At 34.0% G+C, this 13457-nt stretch carries 10 protein-coding genes and 2 pseudogenes; 8 read left to right on the top strand and 4 right to left on the bottom strand.

The features are described 5' to 3' along the window. The first annotated feature begins 792 nt into the window (after nt 1-792). Nucleotides 793-1305, top strand: a complete 513-nt coding sequence (locus ASU02_RS09245) for an SRPBCC domain-containing protein (protein WP_057763134.1) — start codon at nt 793-795, stop codon at nt 1303-1305. 1190 nt (nt 1306-2495) lie between these two features. Here the strand turns inward: ASU02_RS09245 and ASU02_RS09240 are convergent. Then, complete coding sequence (locus ASU02_RS09240; RefSeq protein ID WP_057763133.1) at nt 2496-3425, bottom strand: helix-turn-helix transcriptional regulator; 930 nt, start codon at nt 3423-3425, stop codon at nt 2496-2498. A 119-nt stretch (nt 3426-3544) separates the two neighbouring features. Between ASU02_RS09240 and ASU02_RS09235 the strand changes: the two genes are divergently transcribed. After that, the gene (locus ASU02_RS09235; protein WP_057763132.1) at nt 3545-4078 is read left to right on the top strand and encodes a dihydrofolate reductase family protein; all 534 of its coding nucleotides are present in this window, start codon (nt 3545-3547) and stop codon (nt 4076-4078) included. Between the two features lie 171 nt (nt 4079-4249). On the opposite strand, the pseudogene ASU02_RS09230 reads toward ASU02_RS09235, so the two are convergent. Continuing rightward, nucleotides 4250-5698 (bottom strand): annotated as a pseudogene (locus ASU02_RS09230) (MDR family MFS transporter). Nucleotides 5699-5863: 165 nt separating this feature from the next. Between ASU02_RS09230 and ASU02_RS09225 the strand changes: the two are divergent. The 3 genes from ASU02_RS09225 to ASU02_RS09215 all read left to right on the top strand — a co-directional run bounded on the left by ASU02_RS09225 (nt 5864) and on the right by ASU02_RS09215 (nt 7912). Beyond that, on the top strand, nt 5864-6427 hold the full coding sequence (locus ASU02_RS09225) for a TetR/AcrR family transcriptional regulator (RefSeq protein ID WP_057763131.1): 564 nt from the start codon (nt 5864-5866) through the stop codon (nt 6425-6427). 297 nt (nt 6428-6724) lie between these two features. Then, on the top strand, nt 6725-7348 hold the full coding sequence (locus tag ASU02_RS09220; RefSeq protein ID WP_057763130.1) for a TetR family transcriptional regulator: 624 nt from the start codon (nt 6725-6727) through the stop codon (nt 7346-7348). Nucleotides 7349-7360: 12 nt separating this feature from the next. Then, nucleotides 7361-7912 carry a GNAT family N-acetyltransferase gene (locus ASU02_RS09215; RefSeq protein ID WP_057763129.1) on the top strand — a complete coding sequence of 184 codons (552 nt, stop codon included), beginning with the start codon at nt 7361-7363 and terminating at the stop codon, nt 7910-7912. 129 nt (nt 7913-8041) lie between these two features. On the opposite strand, the pseudogene ASU02_RS09210 reads toward ASU02_RS09215, so the two are convergent. Next, nucleotides 8042-8914, bottom strand: a pseudogene (locus ASU02_RS09210) (LysR family transcriptional regulator). Nucleotides 8915-9297: 383 nt separating this feature from the next. On the opposite strand from ASU02_RS09210, the gene ASU02_RS09205 reads away from it, so the two are divergent. After that, nucleotides 9298-10191: a DMT family transporter gene (locus ASU02_RS09205; protein WP_057763128.1), complete on the top strand. Its 894-nt coding sequence runs from the start codon at nt 9298-9300 to the stop codon at nt 10189-10191. 401 nt (nt 10192-10592) lie between these two features. On the opposite strand, the gene ASU02_RS09200 is transcribed toward ASU02_RS09205, so the two are convergent. Next, the gene (locus tag ASU02_RS09200) at nt 10593-11111 is read right to left on the bottom strand and encodes a GrpB family protein (RefSeq protein WP_057763127.1); all 519 of its coding nucleotides are present in this window, start codon (nt 11109-11111) and stop codon (nt 10593-10595) included. Nucleotides 11112-12184: 1073 nt separating this feature from the next. On the opposite strand from ASU02_RS09200, the gene trxA reads away from it, so the two are divergent. Then, entirely contained in the window at nt 12185-12505 is a 321-nt protein-coding gene (gene trxA, locus ASU02_RS09190; protein ID WP_057763125.1) for a thioredoxin, read from the top strand. A 501-nt stretch (nt 12506-13006) separates the two neighbouring features. Continuing rightward, the gene (locus ASU02_RS09185) at nt 13007-13393 is read left to right on the top strand and encodes an Rrf2 family transcriptional regulator (RefSeq protein WP_057763124.1); all 387 of its coding nucleotides are present in this window, start codon (nt 13007-13009) and stop codon (nt 13391-13393) included. The last annotated feature ends 64 nt before the right edge of the window (nt 13394-13457 follow it).

Here is a 13457-nt window from a genome sequence, read left to right as displayed (position 1 = left end):
TGCCTAAATTTATTATAACATGATTAATTTTAAAACATTAAATGAAAAGTGTTGACTCATATTAGCTGGTATTCTGAAATAAGTAAAGCGTCTTTCTTCATTAAAAGGGCCAGATTGTGGAGTAACTCTTTTAATGAAATTTAGATTTCTAAGCTACATTTTAAAGGAGATTGTGAAAATAAGTACTTAAAGAAACGGGCAGGTTACTTTAAGAAGAATTACCTCTATCAACCCTAGAATATTAACCAGTGGAATAAAATCATCCATTTTGTGGGGGCTATAATCTTGATAAACAGAATTAAGAAATTTTCCTTAGTTTCAGTTTCATTTATTATTACAATAAGCTTTTTATATTTGATTGGAATGAAATTTAACTTACCTATATTAGTGTTTCATCATAGGTATAAAGACTATTCGACAGGTTCATTATTACCCTATATTGTAGCTGTTGTAGTCAGTATACTTGTTGAAAGGATGTTTGTTAGAAGAGTTAAATCCTAAGTTGTGAAAGATTACACTTAAACTAAGAAGCAGGTTAGCACTAGAAGGATTGAAAATTGTTATATCGAATATTTATATAATATTGTGAGGCTACAAGAATGGATGATAACCCAAGGACTGGATTAAGATTGAGATGTGAAAAGGGTGTTTCTCCCGAAGTTAGAACGGTTTATATTAAGTTTTGTAAATGGTTACCGAACCCAAATTGATGGCTGATCTTCTGGTTCAGGCTTCAAGCACTCTGTAGCAAAGTAGGGGAATAGTTCCCTTCAAAAAACAAGGAGGATTTTCATGGATAACAATCTGAATCAATCGTTCGAAATTGCAATTACGCGTGTATTCGATGCCCCTCGCGAACTCGTATTTAAAGCATGGACAGAGCTCGGGCATTTCACGAAATGGTGGGGACCAAAGGGGGTCACCCTCGAAATCGTTAAAATGGACGCTCGAACAGGTGGCGAGTTTTTAGGTATTCAGACGTCTCCTGACGGAAATCAGGTTATGTGGGGAAAATTTGCATACCAAGAGGTTGTCGAACCTGAGAAAGTGGCTTATATCCGATCCTTTTCCGATGAGCAAGGAAATACGGTCCGAGCGCCTTTTAGCGTGAGCTGGCCTCTTGAAATTATGAATATCATAACGCTAGAAGATGAAGAAGGTAAAACTGTTTTAAAACTGAAAGGTTGCCCTGTGAACGCTTCAGCTGAGGAACAAGAAACCTACAAAGGTATGGCTCCAAAGCTTCAACAAGATCTTGAGGGTACTTTCGATAAACTTGCAGACTATCTTGTCTCCCTGAATTAGAATACGATAAAAAAGTTAATCGGCCAAAAAAACCTTAATCACTTTGAATATTACGTTTCAGCTGGGAATGTTTGTTCAATAAAACAGCAGCAGCTAGGACTTTATTTTCTCGTCCATGGCTGCTGCTGTTTCGTTTAGGGGTCCCACCAACAAAACGGGTAGTGACAGCTTCGCTGGTACTACCCCTAATCGGCAAAATGTTTATTCTTTACAAGATTGTGAAGTATTACACTTAAAGTAACGGGAGCGTTAGTTAAAGAAGAATTAAGTGATTTAGGTTTAAGAACTTCTTATAGTTATTCCATTAAAGGGCGCAATTCTGCAGTAGGAATTACGCTCTTTCCTTATGTAAAGGGTGATAGCTGAACAGGATTTAAACAACTTTGTTATTGATTTTTGAGTACAAGCATACATATAGGAACAGAAATTAAACAATAGCCTTTCTACAATAAAATGTAGAAAGGCTATTAGGCTCTAGCATAACGAAACATCTTAATACTATCCGCGCATTTTTCCTTCAAAGGAATTTGTCTCCGTATATTCACTTTTCCCAGTACGTTAAGATAATACTGCTTATTAATAGAATCATTAATAGAATCATATTGAATATCTTTAACTTTCAAATTACAAAATTCTTCATTTCTTAGTCCCGTTGTTGTTAATATATGTATAATCGAAAACACGATGGGGTGGTTAATATCTTTAAAATAATCGAGTAATTGAATTACTTCTTTCGGGCCTAAATCTTTATTTGGTCGATCATCTTTTCTTACAGTTGCGATTTTTAAACCTTTGTAAACAGGCTCTTCTATGTCTCATACAAAAAACTTAAAAAAAATTTTTATATTAGTTGTTTTTCTAGCTATTGTTGCAGGTGAATAGGTCCCTTTCTTTTTTATATAAGGGCTCTTTTCTTTGATAGTTACAATATCTAAATCGATTTCAGCCTAGAACGTAATCAGTTGCTCTACAAATATTTTTAGCTCCCGCTCATATTGTTTTATCGTTCTCAGGGATTTATAATGCTGATGATTTAAATGTTCTTTTGTGTTCAAAAAGCAATATTTTATGTCTAATTCTCAAATAATAGTATGAATAAAAGTGTAATTGGTTAAAAAAGCAAATAAGAATAACAGGAGTAAGCATCATTAGCCCCAAATTTGAAAGGGAAGTTGAGTCAAAAAACCACTTTAATACATAGTTAAAATTTCTTCAGCTTGTTTACGTAATCCATCAATTAATTCCTTTGGTTCTAAAATTCGTGCATGGCTTCCAAGTCTAAAAAATAGGGGTTTGATAAATCCAAGCTCACCTTTATCAATGATTGTATCTATGTATCCAGTTTCATCTTCTTGTGTGACTACAGTACCATCAAAATAAGGAACGCTTTTACATTGACGTATGCCTTCCTTTGTCAGGTGTACATGTAATCGAATTGGTTTTTTAATCTCATGATAGTCAAACCATTCTTCTAAATTCATGTATTCACCTTCACTTTTTTCGGCTGATAAGATTGAAAGAATGCGATCTACACGATAAAGTAAAATTTTTTCCTTATCATAATCATAAGCAGGTAAATACCATAATCCATCATGTGCATATACACCGATAGGATGAATGTGTTTTGTTTTCAAACCTGATTTAGATTCATATTGAATGTGTATATTTCTATTCTCAATAGAATGCTCTAAAACATCTTTTAAAAAGGGTGCATCAATCGTCCTTTTTGGGTTCCAAAAAGAAATAAAAGAACGAATTTTATCCACTTTTATTTTAGCTTCATTCTGAAGAGAACTATATAATTTATGTGTAACCGAGGTAATTTCAGTATCAAAAGGCAAACTGTGATAAAAATTTAGAGATTGAAAAGCAAAGAAGAGCGAAACAGCTTCTTCTTCAGTGAATAAAATAGGAGGAAGAAGTCTACTTGTTAAAACTGTATACCCCCCATTCCGACCTTGTTCAGCATAAATTGGCAAACCCATGTCGCATAAATCTATTATGTATCTATGCACAGTACGAATAGATATGTGGAATTCATCTGCTACTTCTTGTGCAGTAAACTTTCTTTTTGTTGTAACAAACATAAGAATATCTAATAAACGCTTGGCTTTTGACATTATTCTCACCTTTTTTATTTAATCATGCCATTACTTGTCATGTTTAACAGTTAGTATAGTATATACCTTATATTTTTATCAATAAGGGAAAATATACAAGACAAAAGGAGAGTTAAACTATGTCACGGGAAATTGTTTTATACATTGCTACAAGCTTAGATGGATTTATTGCTAAAGAAAATGATGACTTACAATGGTTAGATGATACAGAAGGAGAAGGGGACGCTGGATATACAGATATGTATCAATCTATTGACACAGTGATAATGGGGAAAAAGACTTATGATTATGTAATAAAACACACAGAAACATTTCCGTATCCTGATAAAAAATGCTACGTCTATACCACATCTGAAAATGGTTCAAATGAATATGTGGATTTTGTAAATGAAGATGTAGTAGAGTTTACACAAAAGTTAAAAGAACAAGAAGGCTCTAAAATATGGATGGTAGGTGGAGCAAGTATACTTGATGCTTTTATAAAAGAAAATTTAATAGATGAGTATATTATTTCTGTCACCCCCCATATATTAGGTTCTGGTATTCCTTTATTTAAAGAAAAGAATCCACAAATAGATTTAATTTTAAATGATACAAAACGGTTCGGACAGTTTGTTCAACTACATTATAGGGTGAAACGAGGAAAGAGATAACATGTCTCTAGTTCAGTAATCTGACGCTATTATGGAATAAAAACTAGATATTAAACGACATTAATGTTGTTTTTTAAGATGGTGAAGTGTTTTTTATTATTTTTTATCAAAATTAAACACGCCTAACCCGCCTTTGGTAGGACTGGGTTAGGTGTGTTTAAGGTTTTAAAATTAATTTGCTTTATTTTCTACCTTGGTATCGCTTTGTGTTACTTTTTTATTTTTTAGGAAAAGAGCTACAACTAATGCAATGATTGAAATGATGAAGCCGAGCATGAATGTGTCACTGTAGCCGGCTACAGATGCTGTTAATTGTTCAGTTACATTATCAGGACTAGATGACTGGGCCAAATGACTACTGGTGCGCGCGGTCATGGTCGCGATGAACAATGCTGACCCAATCGCACCGGCAACTTGTTGCAAAGTACTGAAAATAGCAGATCCATGCGCATAGTATTCGGGCGTAATCTGATTTAGTCCATATGTTTGGACTGGAACCAGAATTAGAGCCACACCCAGCATTAATAGACAGTGCGTTAAAATAATTTGCGGGCTCGTCGACTCTAATGTGAATCCGGTAAAGAGATACATCGAAATGCATAGGATTAATAAACCTGGAATAATAATGACTCTGGCACCAAATCGATCAAATAGTTTTCCTGTAACAGGAGACATTAGACCATTAACGATTCCTCCAGGCAGCATGATAAGTCCTGATTGAAATGCCGTCACCAACAGCACGCTTTGTAAAAACATAGGTAATAACGTGATTGTTGCGAACATCGACATCATAACAATAATTAATAGTATGATCGAGAGAGAGAACAAAGGAAATCGGAAGGTGCGCAATTCCAAAATCGGGTTTGATATACGTAGTTGTCGTACTGCAAATAAAATCAAGGACAAGCTACCAATGATAATTGACTAATAAACTTGCAGATCTGACCAGCCTTCATTTCCTGAAGCGCTGAATCCATATACAATACCGCCAAAACCTAATGTCGATATAATAATAGACAGCACATCAACTTTGGGTTTTGTGATCGTGGTTACATTTACAAGATAGTAATAACCAATGATGAAGGAAATGATAGTAATGGGAATAGTAGTATAGAATAACCAGCGCCAATCCATTGCATCAACAATAATGCCCGAAAGTGTAGGACCAATAGCGGGGGCAAAGGTAAATATTAAGAAGAGTACCCCCATAACCGAACCTCGTTTTTCCGCTGGATAAATATTTAACAACGTATTCATCAACAGCGGGATAATTAGACCCGTAGCAATGGCTTGAATCACTCGACCAACTAATAACAGTGTAAAAGCAGGAGCCATAGCAGCAACGAGCGTACCTATTAAAAAGGTTATCATTGCGGTTAAAAATATTTGTCTAGTAGTAAACCATTGTTGAATTAAAGCTGTTACAGGAATGAGTGTACCGACAACGAGCAGGTAAGCCGCAGTTAGCCACTGAATTGTTGTAGCGCCGACCTGGAACTCCTTCATCAGTACAGGCAGGGCATTGCCTAGCAATGTTTCGTTTAATGTCGCTACAAACGCTCCCATCATGAGAGCGACCATAATTGGCATTCGTTTTATTTTCTGTAAATCTAGATCCATGTAAGTGTCTTCCCTTCGTATAAATATAGGTTTAGTAATGAAGCAATTCCCATTATAGTGGCCATTTAGGCTGGAAAATATATTCAATACACCTACTTTGTACAGTTAGGAGACATTCTCAATTAAATGTCTGAGAAATTGAGTAGAATAAAAGGGGGAATAGGGATGGATATGAGAAAACATCGTTCCATGCAATTGTTATGGATAGCTCTTTTTGATTTAATGGCAGTAGAAAAATTTAAGTTTTCCAAAATTACTATAGATCAAATTTGTGAAAAAGCCATGGTTCATCGTTCTACGTTTTATAAGCATTTCGATGACAAATTCAGATTGTTGGAGTACGGGCTGAATCAGCTGATGGAGGAATATTGGGAAATCTCATTAGAAAAAAGGATTTTAAGGCCCTTTTTTTGGTCCAATAATTTTTTTGAAGGCTCCGAGCCCCATAAGTTAGTTCTTTCACAGCAAAGCGATGAAGTATTTTTAAATTGTATGATGACCTACTCCATGCGATTATTGAAAAAAGACGCCTTAACGTTCATCCAGCATTCCAAAACTATCGATATTCCTCATCATTTGTTAGCAGAATTTCATGTTGCTGCAATGGTTACTTTAAGTAATTGGTGGCATAAAAACTCTAATTTTGTAGACTTAGCACAAATAGATCAATATTTTCAAAGATTAGTCAATGAGAATATTTTTGATTTTAACCAAGAGAAAGAAATATAGAGTCCACTGGAAAGTCGCAGTAAGAAGAAACATTAGTGCCCCAAGCAGTAAGCTTCGACGGATTTTAAGTAGAAAATTTTTAACAGGTACTGCTGATGGGAGCATATCACACACCCAAATGAATGCTAATTTAACCACATTCTTTTTCATAAGAATGTGGATTTTTTGACTAATTGCCCATTTTATTCATATAAAAGGTTGAAACTATACAATGGTGTCGGTATAATCTGCAATATAAACGACAATAGTGTATAGTTTGTTTATGTGTATTTTGTCATTCATTAAGGAGGTGGCTTTATGGCACCAAAAGTTAGTGAAGAATATAAAAAAGAGAGAGAAAGAGAGTTGATAGAAGCAGCCAAGAAGGTGTTTATCGAGAAAGGATTTGTTCGTACATCTATGCAAGATATTATGGACAAAGCCGGAATATCGAGAGGTGCATTGTATAGTTATTTCAATAATATTGAGCACGTTTTTATCGAAGTCTTAAAATTTGATGACCAAAAAGACATACAACGTTTTGTGCCATCTGATGAAGGTCCACTATGGCCACAATTAAAAAACTGGGTTGAAGAACAGCAAATTTATATTGAGGCAATTGACCAAACATTGCTCTATGCAAAGGCAGAATTTTTTTTATCATCTAATTACGCAAGTAATAAGGACAATTTCCCATACATTTTCGAACGCTACAATCGAACTACTGAAGCTATAGAAGAAGTATTAAATGAAGGTACGAGTATTGGAGAATTTAGTCCTCAACAGTCTACTCGTTCTATTGCGAGGTATATCCTATCATTTATAAACGGTTTAATGCTGGACACGTTTCAATTGGGACATGAACAAACAAACGTTAAGGATCAATTATCGATCTTACTTTTCTCTTTAGAAAAATTAATTAATCCGAAATCCATAAAATAAGGAGTGACCGTTATGTTATTTGAATCATCAAGGGTGAAACTAAGAAAGATGACAAAGGAAGATACAGAACTTTATCATAAGTGGAGAAATGAGATCGAAGTTATGTATTCCACTAACCCATCATTAGATATTTATCCGATGGAAGCAACGAAAGAATTTGTAGATCATGTTATTTTAGGATCTCATTCAGGGAAAAGCTATATCATGGTTGAAAAAGGAAATGAGATACCAATTGGCATTGTATCATTAATCAACATTGATTATAAAAATAGAAATGCTGAATGTATTATTGACATTGGGGAAAAGGAATATTGGGGAAAAGGTTATGGTTCAGAGGGATTGAGATTACTGCTGGATTATGTTTTTTACGAAATGAATCTTCATCGAGTTTACCTTAAAGTATTTTCATTTAATGATAGAGCTGTTCGTTTGTACAATAAGATTGGTTTTCAACAGGAAGGAAGCAGTAGACAAAGTCTATTTAGAGATGGAGAATGGCATGACATCATTCATATGGGTCTTCTGCAAAAAGAGTACTTTAAGAAACAAGTAAAGGATGAATAAAAATTGTTCTATCTTAAATTAGAGGAATAGCGATGCATTGACGGTGGAACAACATAATCAAACTTGTAACATTGAGAACTGTACACAAAAAGCATTACTTTAATAACCAAGTAATGCTTTTTCTTATATTTACTCACACCTGTTCCTGTATGATAAATACTCTAAAAATCTCTTAGACGCAAGGGAAAGTGATTTTTGCTCTCTCGTAGCTATACCAATATTTCTAAAGGCAGGAATTTCAAGCTCTTTTGCTATTATTTTGTGAGGAATACGCTTCAATATTAATTCTGGTAAAATACTTATTCCTAGCCCGTTTTCCACCATAGACATAATTGCATAGTCATCCCACGTTGTAAAATTAACTTGCGGTGAAATATGATGCATCTCAAAAATTTCAGAGATTTCTGCTTTTGCTCCCTTTTCCAATAGCATAAACGGACTATTCAGTAAGTCGTTGATAGGAAACTTTTCACAATTAGCAAGAGGGTGATTTTGTGGAATCACTACCAGTAAACGGTCTTGTTCTAAAAAGATTGTTTCAAGTTCTGCTTTTACCGGCAGCCGTACAAAGCCGAAATCAACACGTCCATTTTAAATCCAGCTTTCAATTTCTGTATAATCACCAAGCAAAAGTTCAAAATCTATCTTTGGGTAATCCTTCTTGAAAATCCTAATAATGTTAGGGAGCCAATGGCTTGCTACGCTGGAAAACGTCCCAATACGAATCATCCCAGACTGCATATCGTGTAAGTCTTCGATCTGCATCATTAAGATTTCATACTCGTTACAGATTCGCTTTAATTGGGGCAATAACTTTAAGCCATCCGAGGTTAAACTGATACCTGCACGTCCCCTTTCGAAAAGGAAAACTCCCCATTCCGTTTCTAAATCGTTAATCATACGGCTGATACCAGACTGTGTATAGTCCAAACTTTCAGCAGCTTTTGTAAAACTGCCAAATTCTGCAGCTTTGACAAATGCCATATATTTTTGGATATTCATATCTCTTCCCTCACCCCATCTGTTTCCATCATACATATCATGAGAAACATTCGTTTTTGTAATGTATGTGAGTATGATAAATTATTACTATTAATAATTCAAGTTAGGAAAGGAAAAGGTATTTAGCGATGTTTTTTTGTGAGTGATATTATGGAAAAAGCATCGGACAGCTATAAGTCTCCGCTAAAAAATGGTTTATGAATTATTGATTAAGTTACGGATTTCATATTAACGAGTAAATATAATGAAGCAGTTTCAAAGGAGGACTAGATCGAGAAGAATGGTCACCCTTGCATAATCTTGAGGTCCAGTAAACGTATATATTAAAAACAATTTAAGAATCTGCGAATTTATGTAGTTTCTCAGATTGGTAGGAGTAGACGATGAAATTTAAAATTCAGTTTATATTATCAATGATCATTTTCGGCACAATTGGTTTAGTTGTTCGAAACATTGATCTATCATCGAGCGAAAGAGCTTTACTAAGCAGTTTCCTAGGATGCGTATTTTTACTGCTAATATTCTCATTGATTAAGAAAAAAATCTCATGGTATCTAGTTAAATCTAATGCTTTATTTTTGATTCTTTCAGGAATTGCATTGGGGGGAAATTGGATTTTCCTTTATCAATCGTATGACCATACTACAATTGCAAATGCAACGCTGGGTTATTACTTTGCACCTGTATTTGTCATGATTCTATCTCCCTTTGTACTTCGAGAACAATTATCCATAAAAAAAATTGTGTGTATTGGAGTAGCAATCATAGGTATGTTAATGATTGTAGGAGAAGGGGTAAGTGCATTCAGATCAGATGATATACTTGGACTTTTCTTCGGATTAGTAGCAGCTGCATTTTATGCTTCGTTACTGCTTTTAAATAAATTTATTAAAGATATGGGAAAGTTAGAGCTGACCATTATTCAGCTTGGAATAACCACTTTACTTCTAACGCCATATGTTTTCCTTACTGAAGGCTTTGGTATCTTTGAAGTATCGAGTTCTTCCATTCCATTTATTCTAATTTTAGGGATCATCAATACAGGGATTGGATTTTGGTTATTTTTTTCTGGTATGGAAAAATTAAAGGGACAGAGTATAGCCATGCTAAGTTATGTAGATCCGTTTGTAGCTATATTAATTTCTGCAATTATCCTACAAGAACAAATGACAATTGTTCAAATGCTAGGTGGTGTATTGTTATTTGGCTCTACATTAGTCAGTGAAATCAGTGCAATCAACTTTTCAAAACAATTAAAGAAAACACCAGCTGAATAACATTAAAAACAGTATCAAAAGATTGTACAAAAACCTGGGTTTAATTCTGTAAAAGATGAATGTAAATGGCTGAAAATGAAAATCAAATAACTTACGGAATAGGACAAAAAAATGAATGGCTAATGATCAAAGAAGTAGGTATTTTAAAATAGGAAAATGGGAAGTTTAACGTTACTTAAATATTCAAAACCTCACTTTGATCAAAGTTTTTCAAAGTGAGGTTTTTCTTGGTATGAATACTATTTTTTTAGATACACAAATTACTCTTATATGAGTAGTTGTCTTGGGATAAGATAGATAAATTTCATTCTGCATCCATTTTCGAAAGTTAGCACCTTACTAAGAATTCTGCTGAAGTAATAGGATTTGTTACCTTAAACCGGAAATTTTTATCATGATTTTTAGCGATTAGTCCAATGCCATTTAAGGGCTTCTTTTTCTATTTTTTTTACAAAATCGTCTTTACCGTCACCATAGCCATCAATGTCAGTTGGATATTGGTCACCTAACTTGCTTTTTAACTGTCCGTATTCCTTACATATTTCCGGAAATTGGCGAAGATAATCTCGGAACGAAAGGTGTCTTTCAATTTCTTGAATATTATCAAACTGGAAAGCATGAATTTGGTGAGTTCGGTTATCTCCTCCTTTTCTGAAATATCTTCTTCCAGTTATCCCGAATTCCCCCATTACTTCATATCCAATATCTTGAAATTGGTTAGAAAACGAGTCCAATTTATTAATATCATTAACAACAAGTAAAATATCAATAATAGGTTTTGCTTTCAGACCTGGAACAGAAGTACTTCCAATATGAAAACTATTCACCAATTCTTCTTCAAGTATAGATCTAATAGACTGTTCTTCTTTTAGATAATCGCTGCTCCAATTCTGATTATAATCTATCACTTTTATAATCATTAGATTCACCTCATTCATTGAATTTTTTTCCATTTTGAAAGTTATTTATATTATTACAAAATATAAAAAATCTAATTTAAAGTCAATAGTATATTAATTTAGAAAGCAGGAAGAAGACACCGAACTTTTTAGTGATTTTATTAGAAAGTGACTTTAAAGTGATATGTTTTGTAAATAAAGTTGGAAGCAGTCAAAAATATTGTGTTAATGTTGAATAGTTTAACCTAGTATTTATCAAGGAAGATGATGTCTTGAGTTTCAAGGGTTTTATGAAAAGGTCAACTTGACATATTTGTAAGTTCAAGGATATTATAGATATTGTAAGTCTTCGAAGGGGATGATACCTTGAGAGTTACAGAAGCATCGAATTATGCTTTGGACACTTTGCCCGCGCTTATTGACGTTATTTCTGACAGATTTTGCACAAAAGTAAATGAAGGTATAAGGTTGATCCATTTTATGTTAAAAAGGAGGAATACAGCCCACCACAAATGAAAAATTTTTTTTATGTATATTAAAGATATAACGAATCTCCAATATCTTTATAAAGAGAGATTTGTTTAATGATTTACGATCGCGCGACTATTAGGAGGAGGCCAGTTGGATTGAGTGCTACCCTCATACTGGGGAGAGCAAGAATAAGAGTTGCTATATTTGACAATAAACGAGTGCGGTTTTGGTGTGAAAGGACGGAGTTAGGAGGGCTTAAAACCGACGGAAAAGGAAGGTCAACAATACTTGGTTTATATTTCACCGGAGATCCATCATACGGTGCACACCTCCACAAGTGTTTTTTGCTGCTTCAGATGGCAGACGGACCTATGAGGGAGAATATGGATTTGACGAAGGAAGATTTTTAAGGGGAATGTATATTCGGGTAAATTACAGATATAAATGAGCTCCAATGTCTTTGTGAAAAAATTAATCACAGATTTATGTACGTCCTATGGGGTTTAAATGTGCTGATATAAGGAGGTGATGAACATCCCATCAAGAATTCTGCTTTCAGAATTCGTATTCATATAGGTATTTTTTAAAATGTGCGAAAAATTTTCAAATGGAGGAAGATACAAATGACTATTTGTCAATCTACGGATACAACATTTAAAAGTGATTTGAAAAAAGAAGGTTTTACTTTAGTTAATTTTTGGGCACCTTGGTGCGGAGCATGTCGATTTTTTGCACCTACACTCGAAACTTTTGATCAGGAATATAACAAAGAGGTTAGGATTCTCAAAGTCAATGCAGATGAGCATCCAAACACTTGCGCTCAATATGGAATTATGAGCCTTCCTACTACGATTCTATTTAAAGACGGTAATCCAATCAACAAAATAGTTGGAGCAGTTAATATCGATATATTGAAACAGTTCATATTAGAAAATAAGAATTAATATGACCTAAAGAAAAAAGTCGCCTCAAAACGAGCCGATGCTCCCAACCAAAGCCGCCGTTCTAATCGACCGGCGGCTTTCACCTATTTTGAGTAGATAAATTTTTGGATGATTAAATGAATGATTCGAAGTTGAAAATAAAAGAACAACATTATTAGTTAATTATATTGATATTGCTTTGATTAATAATTATGACCAGTTTCTATGCTATAATACCTTTAATTTCCGATCTTTCAAAGGAGTTTACGGTATCAAAAGGGCAAGAAGTATGGGTGAGTAGTTTGTTGACGTAATCATTCGCTGTTGAATGCTTCCTGTTTGAACCATTATCAGATTGTTTAGGACGAAAAAAATCAAGTTAAAGGGGATTAGCTGCTGTAACGATTTGATAAAAATGAAGCGAAAGTATCTGGTTATGGAAACATTGAGCCAATCATTGAAATATATTTATTTCAATGCTATTATAGATATATAAAGTCTCTTATTAGGGTGAAAACAAATATGAAATATTCTAAAGCTACCAATTATGCACTACACACAATGCTTTTTCTTGCAATGGAAACGCCAAATAAACCAGTCGGTGTACATCAATTAGCTGAAAGGCAAAATGTTTCTCCTACGTATTTATCAAAAATATTAACTAAGTTGGTAAAGGAAGGAATGATAAATTCTATATCAGGTGCCAATGGAGGATATACACTTAGCAAGAATTGGGAAGATATTTCATTCCTTGATATTATACACGCGATTGAAGGGAAATCGTCTTTGTTTGATTGTTGTTTGTACTCCAATCCAGAATGTGTAATAAAAGACGTAATGCTATCTGCAGAGGAAAAACTGGAGAATGAGTTAAGAAACAAAAAAATATCCGATCTTGTGAAAAAATAATAGTGGATTTATGGTCCACTATTATTTTTTTATTATCATTGGAGATATGTACATATTCAGGCTA

Origin of the sequence: Cytobacillus praedii, assembly GCF_001439605.1 — a bacterium.
GTDB classification, from domain to species: domain Bacteria; phylum Bacillota; class Bacilli; order Bacillales; family Cytobacillaceae; genus Cytobacillus; species Cytobacillus praedii.
Note: the sequence above shows the minus strand (reverse complement) of the source record. Positions and strands in the feature narration are given on the sequence as shown.